Origin of the sequence: Desulforhopalus singaporensis (genome assembly GCF_900104445.1) — a bacterium.
Lineage (GTDB): Bacteria > Desulfobacterota > Desulfobulbia > Desulfobulbales > Desulfocapsaceae > Desulforhopalus_A > Desulforhopalus_A singaporensis.
The window spans coordinates 16,019-34,985 of the sequence record NZ_FNJI01000037.1 but is presented as its reverse complement, the minus strand read 5'-3'; the positions used below and the strand labels follow the sequence as shown (position 1 = coordinate 34,985).

The 18,967-nt window shown below is 51.6% G+C and carries 15 protein-coding genes; 8 read left to right on the top strand and 7 right to left on the bottom strand.

Annotated features, from left to right (window positions below):
* Positions 1-1,761 (top strand): hypothetical protein (locus tag BLQ17_RS18850; protein ID WP_218121846.1); only part of this gene is annotated, 1,761 nt, incomplete at its 5' end.
* Positions 1,762-1,819: 58 nt separating this feature from the next.
* Here the strand turns inward: BLQ17_RS18850 and BLQ17_RS18845 are convergent.
* Positions 1,820-2,902 (bottom strand): S1C family serine protease, encoded by a 1,083-nt coding sequence (locus BLQ17_RS18845; protein WP_176761316.1) that lies wholly within the window; start codon positions 2,900-2,902, stop codon positions 1,820-1,822.
* Positions 2,903-3,357: 455 nt separating this feature from the next.
* Between BLQ17_RS18845 and BLQ17_RS18840 the strand changes: the two genes are divergently transcribed.
* From BLQ17_RS18840 to BLQ17_RS18810, 7 genes are all read left to right on the top strand, one after another.
* Entirely contained in the window at positions 3,358-4,047 is a 690-nt protein-coding gene (locus tag BLQ17_RS18840) for a hypothetical protein (RefSeq protein WP_092225697.1), read from the top strand.
* 145 nt (positions 4,048-4,192) lie between these two features.
* A complete protein-coding gene (locus BLQ17_RS18835) occupies positions 4,193-5,197 on the top strand; it encodes a polysaccharide biosynthesis/export family protein (RefSeq protein WP_176761315.1) in 1,005 nt (334 codons plus the stop codon).
* Positions 5,198-5,234: 37 nt separating this feature from the next.
* Positions 5,235-6,692 carry an O-antigen ligase family protein gene (locus BLQ17_RS18830; RefSeq protein WP_176761314.1) on the top strand — a complete coding sequence of 486 codons (1,458 nt, stop codon included), beginning with the start codon at positions 5,235-5,237 and terminating at the stop codon, positions 6,690-6,692.
* A complete protein-coding gene (locus BLQ17_RS18825) occupies positions 6,689-7,432 on the top strand; it encodes a tyrosine-protein phosphatase (RefSeq protein WP_092225692.1) in 744 nt (247 codons plus the stop codon). The genes BLQ17_RS18830 and BLQ17_RS18825 overlap by 4 nt, the downstream gene beginning before the upstream one ends.
* A 47-nt stretch (positions 7,433-7,479) precedes the next feature.
* A complete protein-coding gene (locus tag BLQ17_RS18820) occupies positions 7,480-9,774 on the top strand; it encodes a GumC family protein (RefSeq protein WP_092225690.1) in 2,295 nt (764 codons plus the stop codon).
* Between the two features lie 8 nt (positions 9,775-9,782).
* The gene (locus tag BLQ17_RS18815; RefSeq protein WP_092225688.1) at positions 9,783-11,015 is read left to right on the top strand and encodes a hypothetical protein; all 1,233 of its coding nucleotides are present in this window, start codon (positions 9,783-9,785) and stop codon (positions 11,013-11,015) included.
* Entirely contained in the window at positions 11,015-12,646 is a 1,632-nt protein-coding gene (locus BLQ17_RS18810; protein ID WP_092225686.1) for a J domain-containing protein, read from the top strand. The genes BLQ17_RS18815 and BLQ17_RS18810 overlap by 1 nt, the downstream gene beginning before the upstream one ends.
* Here the strand turns inward: BLQ17_RS18810 and BLQ17_RS18805 are convergent.
* The 6 genes from BLQ17_RS18805 to BLQ17_RS18780 all read right to left on the bottom strand — a co-directional run bounded on the left by BLQ17_RS18805 (position 12,643) and on the right by BLQ17_RS18780 (position 18,681).
* Positions 12,643-13,764, bottom strand: coding sequence for a polysaccharide lyase family 20 protein (locus BLQ17_RS18805; RefSeq protein ID WP_092225684.1), 1,122 nt, complete (start codon positions 13,762-13,764; stop codon positions 12,643-12,645). The genes BLQ17_RS18810 and BLQ17_RS18805 overlap by 4 nt on opposite strands.
* Before the next feature lie 267 nt (positions 13,765-14,031).
* On the bottom strand, positions 14,032-15,465 hold the full coding sequence (locus BLQ17_RS18800) for a flavodoxin family protein (protein ID WP_176761313.1): 1,434 nt from the start codon (positions 15,463-15,465) through the stop codon (positions 14,032-14,034).
* 240 nt (positions 15,466-15,705) lie between these two features.
* Positions 15,706-16,506, bottom strand: coding sequence for an enoyl-CoA hydratase (locus tag BLQ17_RS18795; RefSeq protein WP_092225680.1), 801 nt, complete (start codon positions 16,504-16,506; stop codon positions 15,706-15,708).
* An 84-nt stretch (positions 16,507-16,590) separates the two neighbouring features.
* Positions 16,591-16,989 carry a tRNA (N6-threonylcarbamoyladenosine(37)-N6)-methyltransferase TrmO gene (gene tsaA, locus BLQ17_RS18790; protein ID WP_092225678.1) on the bottom strand — a complete coding sequence of 133 codons (399 nt, stop codon included), beginning with the start codon at positions 16,987-16,989 and terminating at the stop codon, positions 16,591-16,593.
* A 395-nt stretch (positions 16,990-17,384) separates the two neighbouring features.
* Positions 17,385-18,416, bottom strand: a complete 1,032-nt coding sequence (locus BLQ17_RS18785; protein WP_092225676.1) for an NAD-dependent epimerase/dehydratase family protein — start codon at positions 18,414-18,416, stop codon at positions 17,385-17,387.
* 34 nt (positions 18,417-18,450) lie between these two features.
* Positions 18,451-18,681, bottom strand: a complete 231-nt coding sequence (locus tag BLQ17_RS18780; protein ID WP_092225674.1) for a hypothetical protein — start codon at positions 18,679-18,681, stop codon at positions 18,451-18,453.
* Positions 18,682-18,967 lie beyond the last annotated feature (286 nt).

Below are 18,967 nucleotides of genomic sequence, written 5' to 3'. Positions count from 1 at the left end.
CTTTACCGGCATCTTGGTTATCACTACTATGTTGTTTTTAGCTTGTCAGTAACCGTGGCCGAGCGATTGCATAACACCAGGGCCAATTCACGCTCTTTTAACCATTGCCGGTGCAGACAGATAAATAGGTCTGTACCACCATTCAGGACAAGTGTTGCGTTACCTTTTGGAGTTGCCTTGCTTGTCGTTATCGTCTCCTGTTGCCAGTCTCAGCTGTATGCAAGTGAGATCCAAACAGTCTATCCCCTGCGTTCGACAGGACAGAACCTGTTAACAAATCCTCTCACGGCCGGACTATCCCCAGACAGCTCGCAATCACAAGACATCCCAGCCCATGACGCCCCTATCGGATGGCAGAAGGGCGACGGCGAAACGATCCATGACTCGGTACTGTTTTTTCAACCATCGCCTGTAGACAGCGCGGGTACTATCGGGATCACCGGAGGAACAGATCGCCAGGGGGTCTGGCAGACCCCGATTGAACCTTGTAAACCCGGCCGCAAATATCTCTTTACTGCCCAGTTTTACCGCAGTCAAAATGCGCTGGACGGCTCCTATCCGGAGATCTCGCTCTGGGGTGAGCGAACCCTTCTCAATACCCACTGGCAGACGGGGCGTTACCAACCCCTGTTCGCCTACCAGGTTTGCCCCGAGCATACACCGGATGGTGACCGGATGTTCAAATTTATCAACTACTACCCGGGGACGACTTTTCAGATGAGGTATCCGCAACTGACCCTGGTTGAGACAGTGGCACCAACCAGCAATCCAGAGCCGGATAATGATTTTTTTGCCATCGGGGCGTTTGGTGCCACTGCAGAAAATCTGGTTGAGATCAAGAAGATCGGGTTTAACAGCGCAGTGATCGGCCTGAACGAGGAGAGTGTTGCTGCCTGCATCGAGAATAATCTGCACTGCACGCTGAACGTCCCGCGTCAGCTGGATGAGCTTGCGGTAAAACTTGAACCAGTTGCTGACAAGATCACCACCAACAGGTTTGCTTTCTACGTCAACGATGAGCCGGGCATCCATTCCTTCCCGGTGGGCCGTGCCATCGAGATCCAACGTTACCTCAAGAAAAGATTTCCAGGCCACTTCACGACCATGGCAATCGTTCGCCCACAGGTGATCTCTGCCTACCAGGACGGCGCAGACTATTTCATGCTTGACCAGTACCCGGTACCGAATATGCCCATGACCTGGCTGAGCGACTCTATCGATACAGGAGCCGACCAGGTAGGATCGGACCGGCTGCAAGCCGTCGTGCAAGCCTTTGGCGGCAGTGGTTCTGCAAAACATGGCTGGCCACGGCTACCTGGTTTTGAAGAAATGAATAACCTGGCCTACCTCGCTATTATCCACGGCGTTCGCGGGCTTTACTTTTTCACCTATCCGGTGATCACAGCTGCTGATCAGGGAAAAAAGGACATTAGCCTCCTGACAAGACGGCTGAACGGCATGCGTTCCTGGTTATCGCAAAAAAACGATCCGGAGCCGGTGCATCTGAAGATGATCTCAAAGTACCGCTACGACCCACAGGGCAGGCCTGGTGTGCACTGCACATCCAAGGAGCAGCACCACACCAAGATGTTGATCTGCGCCAACACCTTGAGCACCTATGTTGAGGCGGCAATTGATTCTCCGCGACCGGGATCGCTTCTGTGGCAGGATTATTTCACCGGGGATAGATACCATGCATCATTGGATACCCTCTATCACCGCTTTGCTCCGCTGGAGGTGCTGGTGTTGATCGAGCAGTGATCGTCTACCGGAATGGGGATTTATTCCATACTGCAATTGCCGCCGTCGCGCATCCGGCCTACTCAAGGACGCCAAGACGAACCTTCTTGGTAATTGTGGAGTTTTTCCTGGAGATGACCAGTTTAATAACGGTGTTGGGGGCGGTGAGCGAGACCCTGTTTCTCAGGTCGGCCGCACCTCGCACAACATGGCCGTCCACCGAGATGATCAGGTCGCCCTCCCTGATCCCGGCGGCTAAGGCGGGAGAGCCTGGTTTAACACCGATCACCGTGGCGGGCAGGGAATCTTTATCGAGGATTGTATTGCCAATTTGCTCAGGGGTGCTGTCTTTTAAACCGACACCGAGCCACCCCCGGGTCATGGTACCGTTTTCGATAAGCTGCGCGGCAACCCGGCGGGCCATGTCTATGGGAATTGCAAAGCCAACTCCCATATAGCCTCCGGTTTCAGTTACAAAGGCGCTATTGACACCGATCACCTCACCATCGCTGTTAACCAGCGGGCCGCCTGAGTTGCCTGGATTGATCGCGGCGTCGGTCTGGATGTAGTCTTCATAGTCGCTGATGCCGAGGCTGTTGCGGCCGGTGGCGCTGATGATGCCGGCCGTTACCGTCTGGATATGCGGGAAAGGTGACCCGAAGGCCAGCACCCATTGACCGGCCCGCAACCCCTCCGAGGTGCCAAGGGGCAGTACGGGGACGTTTTGCGGCAAGTCGCTGAGCTTGATCAGGGCGATATCCGAGCGCCGGTCGCTGCCGATCACCCTGGCATCGCTGCGATGTCTATTATAAAGGGTGACGGTGATTGTGTCACTGCCTTGGATGACATGGGCGTTGGTCATGATGATGCCATCGGAACCGATAATAAAACCGGACCCCTGAGCGTAACCAGGTCCTGAGTTTTCATGGGCGGGCGGTATGGATGGAGCAGCCCCTCCGAAGAATTTATCGATGTCGGGGTCGTCGTAGAAGACTTCCCCTGTACGGTTGGTGGAAACAGCATTGCTCCCTGGCCTGTTCCTGACCACCTCGATCGTTACCACACCGGAACGAATTGAATCGATGATGCCGGGAAACATGTCATCACTGACCGCAGCACCATAAGAAGGTATCGGTTGGAGAATTGCACTCGATCCCAGCACTAATAAGGCAACAAAGATTAAACAGAAGGAAGTACGGTTCATAGGTAATGTTTAAAATGTAATTTAATTGACTCGAGTATATTGTCGTTCTGTCTACCTTACCCTATGGCAGATAGACAGCGCAACAAACTCCGCCGTGCTTTTTTAATAAACAATCTCATGTAAATGTAACTGTACCAGGGAAAGAATAGATTAAATTAATTGCAAATGAATTCGGAGTATTATCCAGTTTTAAAAATTGTTAAAATAAAACAGAACACGGAGGATTCAAATAACCATTTAAGATGTCAGAAATATTAAGTAAATTGTTTAAGACACAATAGCTTAAAAGATGAATTTAGTTGTTGACAACACTTGCTTTTTTTCGTTTATTTTGTTTTTCTATTATCGTTCAAATTTTTATTAAACAGCTAAAAGAATACGTTAAAGCTTTTCACTCTACAAAAGGAAAGATCATGACAAAACGATTCCTCAAAGCAATCACCCTGTGCACCGCCGTGATTCTTGCCGCGCCCACCTTCAGTCTTGCAGGGGGCAGCGTCGGTTACGGTGATATTTCGATCTACAAGAATGACGTACTGACCACCAAAATGACCGGCCAGAACCCTGTCGAGGATGGTTCCCTGCTCGTCTGTGACGGCAAATGCATGTTCAAGTCAGAAGGTGTCTCGCTTGTCGCCCTTGACGGCTCCAAGATAGCCATTGCCGGGGAACCGGAAATATTTAAACTCTATGTCAGGGAAGGATCTGTTGACTACGTAATTAACAACAACTCCCGCAAGATCGCGTTCTATACACCGCAAGGCACCTACACCGCCGCTGAGGTTATCTTCAACGCCTCCACCTCGCCGGTGGTCAAGGGCAACGTCCTCGTCGGCGATGACGGCAAGACCGAGATTACCGTTACCGAAGGCAGGATGGTATTTGCCACGGCGGAGGGCATGAAGACCGTCGATGCCAATAACAAGATCGTGCTCGCCCAACTCCCCGTCGACAAGAAAGGACTCGGCCTTGAGGCGTTGGTTGCCGGCGGTCTTGTGATCACGGAAGCCGTGGTAACCGCTATCGACATTAACAATTTCAATGACAAAAAACCGCAGCAGTTGGCGGCGGATACAACCCCGTCGGCCAGTCCAAGCAACTGATCTGTCATCGATAAATTGTACATCCAGGAAAAGGGTTCCCTTGGCTGCAACGAGGTGGCCCTTTTTTATTGTTTTTTCTTTTTTGAAGGTCCCAATGGCTTTACAGCGTCTTAACCGTTTATTTTCCAGGTCCGTCACAGCTTTTATGCTGATTGTTTCAGTCAGTTTTCTGCTCGCGGGTTGCGGTGGCGAGGAACGGTTCAAGGAGACAACCTCCATTGAACAGTTCCGGCAACAAAACATCGAGAATGTGTTTGACAAGAAGACAACCACCACCTCCGGTTACTTGCCGTCCGAGAGCGTACCTGAGGTTGACGGCGACGATTACCAGCTCGGGCCAGGCGATTTACTGACGGTCAAGGTATTTGAGGCAGAGGAGCTCAGCGCCGAGGTCAGGGTCTCTTCCCGAGGCAATATAACCCTGCCGCTGCTTGACGACGTCAATGTCGCAAACCTCAGCGCTGCCAAGGCGGAACAAAAAATCGAAGACCTCTACCGCAGGGATTACCTCGTTGATCCCCACGTGGCGATCTACATAAAAGAACACATGAGCCGTCAGATCACCTTGATCGGCGCGGTCAACAAACCGGGTACCTTTGACTATATCGCCAGGCGCAGGCTGCTCGACGTACTTGCCATGGGCAACGGTCTTATGCCGGACGCAGGAACCCTTGCCTACCTCACGAGACAAGATGGTGAAACCGGGGAAAACATCACTTACCTGATAAATCTCGCCGATCTGGTAAAAAACGGCAATATGGCACACAACCATGTCATTTTAGGCGGTGATGTGATCTTCGTGCCGGAATCCGGACACTGTTTCGTCGACGGTGCGGTGCGCAAACCGGGCACCTATCCGCTGACCACCAACATGACCGTGGCCGAAGCCATCACCGTTGCCGGCGGGTTGGCAGGCTGGGCGGATGATGACAAGATCAAGCTGGTCAGGTTCAGGGGACGCGGCACAGAGCGCCAGGTGGTCAGCCTGAGCTATGCGGACCTCCAGGCGGGCGTCGGCGACACCCTTGTGCTCAAGGACCAGGATATCGTCTATGCCGAATCGAGCGCGAGCGGGAAACTGTTCTCCGGTGCCGGGTTCACAATCGGGTTCATGGGAACTGGTGTATCATTCAGGGATCCGTCTAATTAGTAGTCACCATGCTATTTCGGTTATCGATCATCATTTAGTGAAAAACAAACTGTTCCTGCATACACCGGCGCTGTTCCTGATATGTGCGGTGATCACCACGGTGCCGCTGGTATTTGGTGCGGTGCACCCGATCGTGCTCAGCGTCTATGTTTTCATATTGTTGTTCGTGGTCGGTTCCTGGGTGGTTCTAAACGGCTCCCTGGAGAGTTTTGCCGGGTTGTTCTCCTTTGGCGTGCTGGTGCCCCTGGTTCTGGTACTCTACCTGATCCTGCAGACGGTTCCGATACCGCTCTCCTGGCTTGAGATCGTCTCTCCCAACCGGGCGCACCGGGTTGAAGCGGTGAACCGGATCGCCGGCGCCCATATCCTGTTTGCGCCGATCAGTGAGAACTCCGTCATCGGGTTCTACCGCTCATTTTTTCTGGTTTCCCTGATGATCTATTTTTTTGCGCTGAAAAAATTGATCAGCAGCGATACCAGGGCCTTTATTTTCATCTTTTACTGCGTTGTCGGTGTCGGGATATTCGAGGCATTGTACGGTCTTGTGCAGTTCGTAAAACCGCAGCTTGGCATCCTGTGGCTGCCGCTCACCGCAGGCAGGGCGGCACACGGCTCGATCATCTACAAGAACCAGTACGCCTCGCTGCTCAATATGATCTGGCCGGTCGCTGTCGGCGGTATCGCGGCCATTGCCGCGAGCAGGGCAGCTTCGCCCGGAAACTCAACTGGTACACGAAAGCGGCGCGATGCCATTGACAAGATGGCAGATAATCAGCTGATCACACCCGTCCTTTTTGCTGCGGTATCGGTGATCATCCTGGCAGTGCTGTTCTCGCTCTCCCGGGGGGGGATCCTGACGCTGCTCCTTGTCGCGCTCCTGCTGATCGTTATGGTGCCTTTCTCGTTGAGAAAAAAAATATTCTTTCTGCTGCTTGTTGGCACAATCGTCGGGACCTATGGCGCTTTGCTGGGGTTTGATACGATCGCTTCACGCTTTGGTGCCATCAGTGGCTCCGGCAACACCCGGTTATCTCTCTACAGTGCGTCGCTGCCGTTGCTGAAAGATCATCTGTGGACTGGCATCGGGCTAGGCTCCTACAACCTGCTGTCGCCTGTCTACCTCAAAGGATTTCCGGTCGGCGTACACTTTGACCGGGCCCACAATGAGTATCTGGAACTTTTTATTGAGCTTGGCTTACCGATGGCGGGGATGCTGTTTCTCTGGCTTTTGGTGAGTATGGCCCGGCTGGCGTTCACTCTTCGGCAATCGGCCGCCAGTTACCTGGAAAACATGCCCCAGATCTCAATTGGTATAGGTGCCTTTTGCGGGTTGGTTGGTTTTTTTGCCCACGGACTGGTCGATTTTGGCTGGCGGCTGCCGGCAAACCTGATCTTTGCCGTGACCCTCGCCGCATTGTCCGTGACCAGCATGACGACGCCTGCTGTTTCCATGGCAAAAGAGAGAAGGGCGACACCAGCGGAGGGTGAGCGATGAAACCACAACTGAGCAGGTTTATCGACATCCATTGTCATATTTTACCAGGGATCGACGACGGGCCGTCGTCGATGGCGGAAAGTGTCGCCATCGGTCGCCAATACCTGCATAACGGGGTTACAACCGTGGTGGCTACTCCGCATTTTGTGGCGGGAACGGCATGGTCGACACCGAAAGAAAAAATTGTGCAGATCGTGGAAGCGGTCACCGCGCGTTTTAGGGAAGAGGGCGTCGCCCTGCAGATCCTTGGTGGTATGGAGATCGCCTATCACAATAAGCTCGCGCAGCGGCTTGAGCGGGGCGAATTGCTGCCGCTAGGCAACACCAATCACTTTCTGATCGAGCCGCCATTCCACGGAAGCTGCAGCGAGATGATAGAGACGGTGGGCGAGCTTGCCCGCAGCTATCAGCTTATACTCGCTCATCCGGAACGTATCGAGTTCTTCCAGATGAACCCGCACCTGCTGCACGAATTGGTTGACAAGGGTGTTAAAACACAGATCAACAGCGGCAGCCTGCTCGGTTGGTTTGGCCGTTCACCCCGGAAGCTTGCCCGGCAGCTGGGCAGCCGGGGGAGTGTCCATTTTATCGGATCGGATAGTCATAACCTGAAAAACCGGCCGCCGATATCAATACAGGACTGGTCCGACCTGCAGCGGAAAGGGCAGGACCGTGCAATCGTCAATGGTGCAATGAACAACCTCAAGGAATTGTTTCCTGCACAGATAAACACAGCTTAAAATCAATTTACCTCGTTTCCAGAGAGGGATCGTTTCAGGGTAGAGATATGCAAAAAAAAGAACCATACCAAGACCACCCCCCATACCACCTGACCAGTCGTGATCAAGGACAAAACTACCTGCCCAGCACCGAGGTGCGGGAGGTGGTGATGCAGGTCGACGACGAGATGGACCTGCGCGACCTGCTCGATACCGTCATCCGGCGCAAGGGGGTTGTGCTCGCCTGCCTGTTGCTCTGCTTCACGGCGGTGGCAACCTATACCCTCACCCTCACCCCGCAGTTCGAGGCAACGGGGGTGCTCCGGGTGTCCGCCCAGGCGGACAAACTGACCAAGTTTGAAGGCGTCGAGTCGACCGTCCTGAAGAGCATGGAGTTTCAGCAAACCCAGGTCGAGCTGCTGGGCAGCGAACAACTCGCCTCGCGGGTGATCGATCGCATGGACCTGATCAACAATCCCTCCTTTGCCACCACGGGGGGAGGCAGCGGTGAGGCCCAGGCGATGGGGCTGTTTGACACGGTAAAGGCATTTATCAGGCCTGAGGAGAACAAGGATACCTTCAACCTCCTGAGCGAAGACGCCCGCCAGCGCATTGTGATTGACAAGGCACTGGAAAAATTTAAAGAACTTTTTGCTGTGACACCGATCAAGAATTCGGAGCTGATCAAGGTATCGTTTGCAGCCATCTCGCCAACAACAGCCTCCGAGGTGGCCAACACCGCCATGGACGAGTTCATTAATATGCATATGGACTCGAAACTGAAATCCTCCCAGGATGCGAGCCGGTTCCTGCAGAAACAGATTGAGGCCGCCCAGATCAAGCTGGAAAAATCTGAGATCGAGCTGCAGGCGTTTGCCCGCAAGATCGGCATCGTCTCCCTCGACCCGAAGTCGAACCTGATCATGAAACAGCTCGAAGAGCTCAACCAATCCCTTGCCCAGGCCCGTTCGCATCGAATCAGCCAGGAAGCCAAGTACCAGCACGTGCTGGGGGCAGGCGACCAGATCCTGAACCAGATGATTGAAAACGAGCTCATCCAGAACCTCAAGAACCAGTACGCCACGCTGCTTTCAGACTATGAGGAGCTCGGCAGGACGTTCAAGCCCGCGTACCCAAAAATGCAGCAGCTTGGTGCCAAGATGGATCGTATCGAGGAGCGTATCAGGGCCGAACAAAATGCCATTGTCGAGTCGATCAAAAACGATTATGAGTCCGCCGTCAAGGCCGAGGAGTATCTGGCGGCGCGCGCCGAGGAGCAGAAACAGCGCGCTATGGACCTTGAGGAAAAGGCGACGCAATACAAGATTCTGGAGCGTGAGGTGGCCACCAACAAGGGCATCTACCAGAGCCTGCTCGAACGCTCAAAGGAGATCGAGGCTACCGTTGGAGCCGCGGTGACCAATATCCAGATCGTCGACTACGCCCGCCCGCCGCTCTATCCGTTCAAGCCCCGGGTCGCCCGCAACCTGGCCCTGGGCCTTATCCTCGGCCTTTTTGGCGGGATCGGTATGGCGTTTTTGCTTGAATATTTTGACAACACCATCAAGAACCCCGACGAGATGGCCGAACGTTTCAACATCCCGGTTCTTGGCATGATCCCCTATGACAAGAGCGCTGACGATGACCAGGTGACCATGGCGCTCAAGTTCTACAACGAGCCGCGCTCTCCGGTAGCGGAGTCGTTTCGCACCACGATGACCTCGGTGCGGCTCTCGGTCGCCGACGATCCGCCCAAGACCATCCTGGTGACCTCGATCCTGCCCGGCGCCGGCAAAAGCTCGCTGTCTTCCAACGCCTGTTTTTCCTACCTCGCAGAAGACGAGCGTTGCCTGCTGATCGACGGAGACCTGCGCAAGCCCTCCCTGCACCGCATCTTCAGGGGCGGCATCAGGGGAGCCGGGCTGTCGACGATATTAAGCGGCATGAAGGATTGGCGCGAGGTGGTAAAGCCCTCGGAATATCCAGGGCTTGATTTTATCTCCAGTGGCCCGCTGCCGCCCAACCCGGCCGAGCTGCTCTCCTCGCGCAGGATGAGGAGGCTGCTCCAGGATGCCGGAAAGGAGTATGACCGAATCGTGATAGACGGCCCGCCATACCAGGGATTTGCCGAAATCCTGGTCATGTCGCATATGGTCGACGGTGTCATCCTGGTTGCGGTTGAGGGCAAAACGCCGCGTGAAGGAGTGAAACACTTTCGCCGGGCGGTGACCAACGTCGGCGGCAGAATCCTCGGCACCATAATCAACAAGGTCGGCCGCAGGAAGGGGTACAGCTCCTACAGCAGCTACAAGTATTACGCCTACGACTACAACTACGGCAACGGCAACAGGAAACGGGGCTGATTACAAACGTGAACGCAGGTTCCTTAATCATAAAGGCGGTCCTGGTCCTGGTCCTGGCGACAGCTGGTGTCGTCCAGTTCCGGTTCGGTATCAGGGAGCAGCTTAGTTTCAGCGACACGGCCGAGCATACAGGTCCGTCACAATTGACCAGTCCCCACGCCCTGACTGGGGCCGCCAAGAAAAAGCATCTGTTCGAGGCCGATCTTGACGGTGCCCTGGCCCTGCTGAAAAAGGCGCTCGCTGCCAACACCACTTATATGCCGGCCTGGCTCAGCCTGGTGGAGCTCTATAACGATATGGGCAGGCGAAAGCTTTGCCTGCTGGCGCTCTCCCGTGTCCACGCCTTGACCGAAGGTCTTAATCGGTACCGGTGGGAAAAAACAGTGGTCGCCTATCAAATCGGCCAGACCGAACTCCTGCCGCGGGAACTCCATGACATAATTTTCGAGATACCGGGCAAGACCAGAAACGACGCCCTCCGCCTCGCGTTTACGATGTGGAAAACGGCCGATGACCTGCTTGCAAACGTAGGAGAAGATAACCTCATCCACCTGTTCAACTATGGTGTGCGCACCAGCCGCCCTGACCTTGCCCTGTCATTCTGGCAAGATATGGTAAACGGCGGGGTCGACTACCGGGACGGGGAGCTGCTCGCCCTGATAGATATGCTGCTGCGGGAAAACCGTGTCGCCGACGCCGGCGGAATCTGGCACTCTCGGTTTTTCCCCGAGGAAGCGCTCTATAACGGTGACTTTACGCAACCGCTGCTCAAAAAAGGTTTTGGCTGGCGGCTCAATACCAGCCACGATTATGAGTATCGCGTCGAACCGGTGCCCCAAAATGGAGTGGCGGGCATCGTTCATCTCCGGTTCAAGGGATGGAAGAATATAAACTTTGCCCATCTCTATCAGATAGTTCCCCTTTCACGGGGGCAGCATTATACATTTGCCGTTGATATGAAATCGCGTTCCCTGAGCACCAATGAACGCCCTTTCTGGGAAATCACGGGCTATAAATGTGATGGTGCTAAAACAGCCGTAACCGATATGGCTGCACCCAACAGTGACGACTATGAAAGCTACAGCGTTGATTTTACGGTGCCGGATGAGTGTGCAGCCGTAATGGTCAGGCTCCGCAGGAAGCCTTCAAACCACCTCGACAACAAGATCTCCGGGCAGTTGTGGCTCAAGAATCCAGCCATCAGCAGATCCTATAAAGACGTCCTGACAGGTGAACCCTGATGTCCGATATCTATAAAGCACAGATCAAGGGACTGGTCGAGAAATACAAACGCGGGGCGACCGAATCATTGATCGGCTACATTGCCGATAACAGGGGTCTTCTCGATATCTGCCGTACCCTTCTAAGTACAACGCATTTGACCGCTGACACCAATGACCCCTGGCTCCACAAGGTGTGTGACCAGCAGGGCGTCAATCTTTTCTTGTTCCTGGAAGAGATCGCCACAATCGTCGATATGTTTAGCGACTCTGATGAAAACGATGATCCATATGCGGTCCTGGGTGTTGACCGTTCAACGTCGATTGACGGCATAAAAAAGGCATACCGGAAGCTCAGCATCATCTACCATCCCGATACCGCATCTGAAAATGGCCGGAAAGATCCGGAGAAATTTATCCAGATCACCAATGCCTATAAAAAGATATTGGGCAAGGAGCAGCAAACAACTGCGGCAAGCGATAGCAATGCAGTTTCACAATATATCTGGCGGCAGAGGGAAACAACTGCCATCACCCGGTCCCATGGGTTGAAAACCTATTTAGGGGTTGGCGGGTTGGTGGCGGTACTGATCTGTGTGTCCATTATCTTTGGGCTTAATTATCGCAACAAGACCTTCATCGCCGGCCTGCAGGCCACCGTTGAAAATGTTAATTCTTCCGCACCTGCTAAAAAGATAACACTTACCCCCGTAAAAAATAGACCACAGGATCAAGCGGATCAGTACAACTCTGATCTTAGAGACAACAGCCTCGAAAAGGTACCAGAGGAGACCAGAACCGATAACGTGGTTGCAGAAGCTCCCGAAACCTCTGACCCGTCAGCTGTTGATTCCGTGGCGGCGGATTCATCTGCTGCGGATCATGAACCTGAATCTGTTGAACTGGGCAGCGTTCTTGTACAACAAAAGGCTGACAATCTCACTCCTCCACTAGATCTGAAGGAACAAAGTGAGCCTTCTGAACCAGAAGCTGTTGTTATCGTCGAAAAACACCCAAAAAAACTCTCAGGCGCTGCGCAATCACCTGAAACCGATGAATTGCCGAAGAATCAGGCCAACCGGGACGTTCAGGGTCAAGCGGACGATCTGCCGGTTATCGTTAAGCGAGGTGAAGATACAGAATCGGTTATTGTCTCTGACATGGAGAATAGGCCAGAACAACCTGCTCCCGGTATGGAGCGAGCGGAAAAAAAAGTGGTGCAAGATGCAGGTTATGCAACCGACCTAGACAGTGTTACTGAACCTGAACAGGAACACGCCCCCAAGGTCCGGTCCATAGAGGAGAGAGTCGAAACATTTTTTACGCGATATGTTCAGGCCTATGGCGAGCGAAATATGGAAAAATTCATCAGTTTTTTTACTGATGATGCTGTAGAAAATGGCAAGCCGTTCACAGACATGGTGCCACAGTATGAGAAAGCCTTTTCAGAGACCAGTTCTGCATCGCTCAACATCAACAGATTCAGGCTGGAAGAAACGTCACAAGGGTTGCTTATCCAGGGAAGGTTCAGCGCAACCCTTGCATATAAAAATAAAAAAACGATTTCGGCCAAAGGCCCTATCTCGTTTGTATTGCTTATAGAAAAAGAGAATTTTTTGATAAGTGAGGTGAATTATCGTTTTGACAGTTAATCCTTGAGACTTTCACAGCGAACTCTTAAAGGACCCAGGTCCTCATTGCTGTTATCGTCTAAATAGGGAATGTTGCCTGATAATTGAAACTGCAAAGCCCGGACAATCTTTCTATATTGTTGAGAAAAGACATCGGTAGAGCCGATATGCTTTACTCCACGAAGATATCGATCAAAAAATGCTACCCTGGGTCCTGCTATATTTCTTTTCGCATAGACCCCAAACTTAAAGTAGGTACCATACCTATCGTTGTATCCAATATCGCCGTGGCACTCCACAAGTAATTTCCCGTTCATCCAGACCCGCACAAACCCGGGGTCTGTCACATTTATTTTTTGCTCCTTATGGGACCAACGTATTTGGTAAACAAGGTCCAGCCACTGATCTTTAAGGCTCTCTGAGTGATCAGACTTCCATATGACCACACCGTCACCATCGGTCCCTCTCCGCCGATAGTCCTCATAAATGGCTTGATTCATGAGGGTTAAATATAGTTGTCCCTGCTTATAGCGTAGAGCAAGCGGTGGACTCGATTTTCGAACAACCTCTGTCGGTAATACTTTTTGGTCGTGAAACTGATTGAGGACATAATAGTTGGTGGAATCCTTGTCCGGACGAGGGTCAAAGCTTGGAAAGTTTTCAGCTCTTACACCGTCAAAGTAAGACCAGGCTGGCAAATAAACGCTAATTGCATACCAGACCTCTGATCCCTGGACTGCATGATTTTTGTCCCTGGCCTCAGATCTCCACCCATTAGAAGCTTTATTGCCCGGGTGTAGTTCCACCTTTAGCGACTGGTTTCCGCAGCGAGCATATTGATTGGAGATCTCAGCCGAATAAGGGTGGGTAAACCGTTTGGTAGAGAGCCAGGAGTAGCTGTCAATCGATGTCGCCCCTTCAAATTCGGCATCAATTCCAAGTGGGTTCAACTCAGTATAATCATGCTTAAAATTCGGTCCATTGCCAATGTCGCCGATTAAAAGTGAAGATGTCATTAACGGGGGCGATTCGGGGGTCTTGTCAACATCACAAATTGTCGCTTTCGCAACTGAAAACGAGGAAAGGAGTACTAACAGTGTTCCTGTAACCCTCAACTTATTCCAATTCAAATCGACCATCAAGATCCGCCTCACAAGTGAGCTGTAAACATTTATCGGTGATTATTCAGACAAGTTCCAGACATGTTCGTCCGGGTTGAGCTCACCCGGTGATGCTTTTGCTGGAGCTGTCATGGCACCCAAAAGTATAAAGATCGCCACGAAGATGAGAGTGCTCAATTACACAGGTGCGATTGAATGTACAGTAGCCACGTTGTGGTAGTTGTCAAAAACAAAAATTATGGATAAGCGCCTCTGCCAGTGAACATACACCGCCTGGCATCAGCTTTAAATCTCTTGCCCTTTCCCCAGGCGGCCGCGTTGAAGGTATGCGTCCAGGCGCTCATCTCGCGCTTTTACGACCTGCTTTTGTCTCGCCGCAATCAACCATTGTTCCAGTTTCTTGTTCTTAAAGAGCAGCCGCCGGAGTACGTTCACCCCGCCCGGGGACGAACAATCAAACATCCGATGCTCTTTATAAAATCTGTAATCCGCCCGGAGCATCATTCCGCTTGTCGCCACCAAATCACGGAACGTCAAGGTGACGCCACGGGTGCTGAACCTGTCGGCAATCTGCCATTTTTCGTCGAGGGCCCGGTCAAGGTCTTCCACAGTCCGGCGCAAGGTGGCGGTAAAGTGAGAGACGTCAGCCGCGCTTTGGGTCAGTGCTGCGAGGCAGCGTGGACCGTATTTGCTCAGGATATTCAGCAAGTACCAGGCAGCTTGCGGTTCCAGCGGCCCGCCGCCTGTGGCGACTACGAATCCATACTTATCCTTTAGCGAGGGGCGATGGGTGATGCCCCAGCAGCGGTCGAGAAAAGCTTTCAGATGACAGTCCACCATCCCGGATACACAAGTGCCGACGAGGACGATGCCGTCAACCTGGTGCAACCGCTGCTTGATTGTCTCATACTCGTCCTTAAGGACACAGACCCCATCCTCGTGGAAGTCGCAGAGGTAACATCCCACACAGGGGCCGACCTGACGGTCCTGCAGCTCGATCACCTCTACGCTGTTTCGTGAATAGTGGCGGATAGATTCAATGACTGAGGCATTGGCAGGGTCTTCCGACAGGCGGTTGCCAGTGATAACCAGGATCGTTTTATCGCCTGTTTTCATCACAACAGTATCGTCCACGATAAACCCTGGTCCCCGGTGCATGGGCGAGAGATACTTGCGCTCCACCGGTGGATAATGTCTGGCGGGCACGTACCCGTCCTGCAGCGAGCGGTTGATCTGCCCGGCCAGAATGCGGCAACTGTCCTCCGTGACCTCTTCATCCTCATAGCCAAAGAAGGGATTTCCCTTGGCAGACACATCCCCGACATAGCCTAAGCCCAATTGTTCATTGACAAAACGCATCCGGTCGAGGATGAAATCGTCGTGGACGCGTACCGATGTCAGCACTGCCGCCGCGATCTTGCCGCTGAAGTCGTATCCCTGTGCAATCAGCTTGTCAAGGAGATACTGCATCTGCACCGGAACAAACAGTACCCATGCGCCGAAGGTCCAGACTATTGCGTCAGCCTCCTCTATTTTTTCCACGATCGCCAAGAAAGACGGCTCGGATTCGCTGGGGACGGTGGACAGCCTGGCCTTGGTCACGTCTACGAATTCGTAATCGTAATCCAGGAAACGAGCGAGGTACTTCGCCGTACACAGGCTGGCACTTCGGCCACGACGGGGGCTGCCGCATAGAAAGAGTACTTTCTTCGTCGTCATTGCCATATCCTCCTCAGGTTTTGGAGGGATAACGTTACGCTCAGAAGAGCGCGTTAGCGTGTCGCTTCATACGCAGTGTTTTGTCAGAACCGGCAGTATCACACTGCTGTCTTCTTTAAACCACAACGGTGTTTACTGAGAGGGGATGAGCAATGTTGTTGTGACCGCCCAATATTTATCTGTTACTTCATCGGGAACCGCATCCATCACGAGAGAGTGATTTTGCATTTTTCTGGCTGCTCAGATGCCTGTCCATTCAGGCTGACGCTTTTCAAGAAAAGCTTTTATCCCCTCATCGGCATCACGTGTCATCATGTTTTGACACATTACCGCACCTGCATACTCATAAGCATCGGAGATCCCGGCTTCGAGCTGTTTATAAAAAGCTCGTTTGCCCATCGACAGGGTCAAAAGCGATTTTGAAGCGATTTTAAGCGCAAGCTCTTCAACAGCCCTGTCAAGGTCATCTTCTTGTACAACCTTGTTGATCAATCCGATATGTAAGGCATGTTCTGCTGAAAATATATCGCCGGTAAGCAGCATCTCCATTGCATGTTTCCTGCTCACGTTGCGGCTAAGGGCCACCATCGGGGTAGAGCAGAAAAGACCAATATTAACACCAGGTGTGGCAAATCTTGCTTTTTCCGAGACAACCGCCAGATCGCAAGTTGCAACGAGTTGGCATCCTGCAGCTGTTGCGATGGAATGCACTTTTGCAATAACAGGCTGGTTTAATTTTAAAATCTTCAACATCATTTGAGAGCATTCATTAAACAGGGCTTCAATATAGTTTTCATTCCTGTTTTCGCGAATTTCTTTCAGATCATGTCCGGCACAAAAACCAGGCCCGTTTGCTGCAAGAACAACTACATGTATATCTTTATCTCCATTAATTTTGTCCAATATTGCGGAGACAGAGGCGATCATTGGTCTTGATAGCGCATTGTACTGTTTGGGACGATTTAAGGTTATAGTGGCTATATGATTTTTTACCGATAACAGTGACAGACCGTTTTCTTCAAAAGTTGTTTCTGGGTGCATGATCACTCCTCCTTCTTTCTTGCTCTCTATCGCCACTTTCTAGCTTGGCACAGACCAGGGGCACGGATACCTTGCCGATACTGTTCAGCTGATCTTTTTCTTGATATCAATTATCGGCGTACCATCAAGAATGTCCAGGCCCGACACCTCCAGGTGATTGGCATCTGCCGCGATAACTTTCAGTTCCGAAATCGCGACTGGATTTGGCCTTGCCGGACTACGGGTGGAAAATACTCCGCGAAGCTCTCTGGATTTGTCTCCCCGCGGGTGAACCTTGAGGGTATTCCTGTCTGATTTGTGAAGCCAGAAAAGTACGACTATTGTCTGACCGGCAACAATGCCATCGAGCCCGTCCTGATATTTGGGAAAAATCTCCAGAGTCCCGGTCCTTTCCGATTCATCGTAATTTTTGGGAGCATCTTCACGGCTGGTGATATCGCCATGGAGCACCCCGATTACTTGTAATTGCAGCTGCTCTTCCATTTATGCAACTCCACTGTGAGTAGCAACCTTTACACTCACCCCTGGTGAGTAGTATGGCAATTTCCTGTTCGTTCCTGCCAGCATTGATTATGGAAACTGTTCCATATCAGTATATATAGAAAGATGGCGTGCAGGCAACATGGAAGATACCACAACATTATCCTGCGACCAGAGGTTGAAGATGTGAAAGCGGTTTTATCTGTGAGACCACTTCTCGGCTCAAGAGACGGGAATCAATTCGTCTGACCGACGAAGAAAAACTGGAATGGGTATTACCTGAGGGCCGAAATCTGGCCCTTGATTGAAGAAAAACCTGGCAAGGGGAGAATGGACGCAGTGAGGGAAAAAGCGTCTGTTCCCGGTCAAGGTTATTGAGAATAAAGCTATCAGATTGGTTAACCCAGGTTTTTAAGATACCATTCTGCGACCTTGTCGAGACCATCACTGATGGAAAATTGTGGAGCATATCCCAAATATGTGACGGCTTTTGATATATCCGCAAGTGAATGCCGAACATCTCCTGATCGAAAATCGCGGTAAACAGGCTCGATTTCATTAACCTCGGGCAGGCTCACGACCACTTTTTGCCGAATCATGCTGTAGAGTTCATTGAGGCTGGTTCGTTCACCAAAGGCAACGTTGTAGACTTGATTTGTCGCATCATCGTTTTCAGTTGTAGCTGCCAGCAAGTTTGCTTGCACAGCGTTATCAATATAGCAAAAATCTCTGCTGGTTTCGCCATCGCCGTTGATAAAGACATTTTCCCCCTTAATCAGCCCGGCGAACCACTTGGGAATGACAGCGGCGTAAACTCCGTTGGGATCCTGACGCTTCCCGAAGATATTAAAGTACCTGAGACCAATAGCCTGTATATTATACACTCTGGCAAAAACATCGGCGTAGAGCTCGTTGACCAGCTTGGTGACAGCGTATGGGGATAAGGGACTGCCTATAGAGCCCTCAACCTTCGGGAGTCCCGGGTGATCACCATATGTGGAACTGGAAGCTGCGTATACAAAGCGCTTCACATTCGCGTCACGGGCCGCCACCAGCATGTTGAGAAAGCCACTGACATTACTTTGGTTCGTATTGATGGGGTCTTCTATGGAACGGGGGACCGAGCCCAAAGCGGCCTGGTGCAGCACATAATCAATGTTCCGGCAGGCCTTCCTGCATGTATCGAGAGTACGGATATCGCCCTCAATGAGGCTAAACTGCCGCCACCGATCCTCACCCACAACGGACCTGACCTCATCCAGGTTGTGCCAAAACCCTGTTGAAAAATTGTCTAACCCTACAACTTTCTGATCAAGCTTGAGGAGTGTCTCAAGGAGGTTGGAGCCGATGAAACCAGCCACTCCGGTGACCAGCCAAGTGGATGGACTGGACCGCAGGTGTTGCTTGAGAAATTGGTATTTGCCTGTCATGATACTCGTCTACCTTTTAGCTTTTTTGATATGATCAGACATGCGTGTTAAGCACGTGTAAGATTAATCCCATGGCAGCAATTTCGATTGCTTCTGGCAGCTCGTGACCGGCATACCAGTGCTGCAGCGTTCTTTCTCCCGGCCCTGTTATTTCTGCCAAACTCTCACTATCTCTTTCAGCCGATTCGCTGCAAAAATGAAATTTTCTTAGCAAAACTTTTGTTTTGTATACCTTGATAAGACTAAAAACATTGAAGTAGTACACACTCTGAGTCACCTTGTCTTGCGCTCTAGTTATATCCTGTTAATAACAAATCATATAATTATTTCAAATACATTTATGGTTTACTTGGTCGGGTTTAACAAAGACCGTTATCGCGTGGCTTATCCGTAACCTGCTATTTTTAAAGGTTTTGCGCCAATTTTTTTTACCTTTGGCTTCGTTTTGTAAAAATGCAATCAGGTTGAGCTGAGGTCAGAAGAGGTTTAATGGGTTATACTTTATTATTATATAATATACAGTATCTTATGTGGAAAGTGACGCTTCGTCA

Coding starts and splice junctions, on each gene's coding strand:
- BLQ17_RS18835 (WP_176761315.1), top strand. CDS start 4,193: ATGCTGATTGTTTCAGTCAGTTTTCTGCTCGCGGGTTGCGGTGGCGAG.
- tsaA (WP_092225678.1), bottom strand. CDS start 16,989: ATGGAAGAGCAGCTGCAATTACAAGTAATCGGGGTGCTCCATGGCGAT.
- BLQ17_RS18810 (WP_092225686.1), top strand. CDS start 11,015: ATGTCCGATATCTATAAAGCACAGATCAAGGGACTGGTCGAGAAATAC.
- BLQ17_RS18800 (WP_176761313.1), bottom strand. CDS start 15,465: ATGACGACGAAGAAAGTACTCTTTCTATGCGGCAGCCCCCGTCGTGGC.
- BLQ17_RS18840 (WP_092225697.1), top strand. CDS start 3,358: ATGACAAAACGATTCCTCAAAGCAATCACCCTGTGCACCGCCGTGATT.
- BLQ17_RS18795 (WP_092225680.1), bottom strand. CDS start 16,506: ATGCACCCAGAAACAACTTTTGAAGAAAACGGTCTGTCACTGTTATCG.
- BLQ17_RS18805 (WP_092225684.1), bottom strand. CDS start 13,764: ATGGTCGATTTGAATTGGAATAAGTTGAGGGTTACAGGAACACTGTTA.
- BLQ17_RS18785 (WP_092225676.1), bottom strand. CDS start 18,416: ATGACAGGCAAATACCAATTTCTCAAGCAACACCTGCGGTCCAGTCCA.
- BLQ17_RS18820 (WP_092225690.1), top strand. CDS start 7,480: ATGCAAAAAAAAGAACCATACCAAGACCACCCCCCATACCACCTGACC.
- BLQ17_RS18825 (WP_092225692.1), top strand. CDS start 6,689: ATGAAACCACAACTGAGCAGGTTTATCGACATCCATTGTCATATTTTA.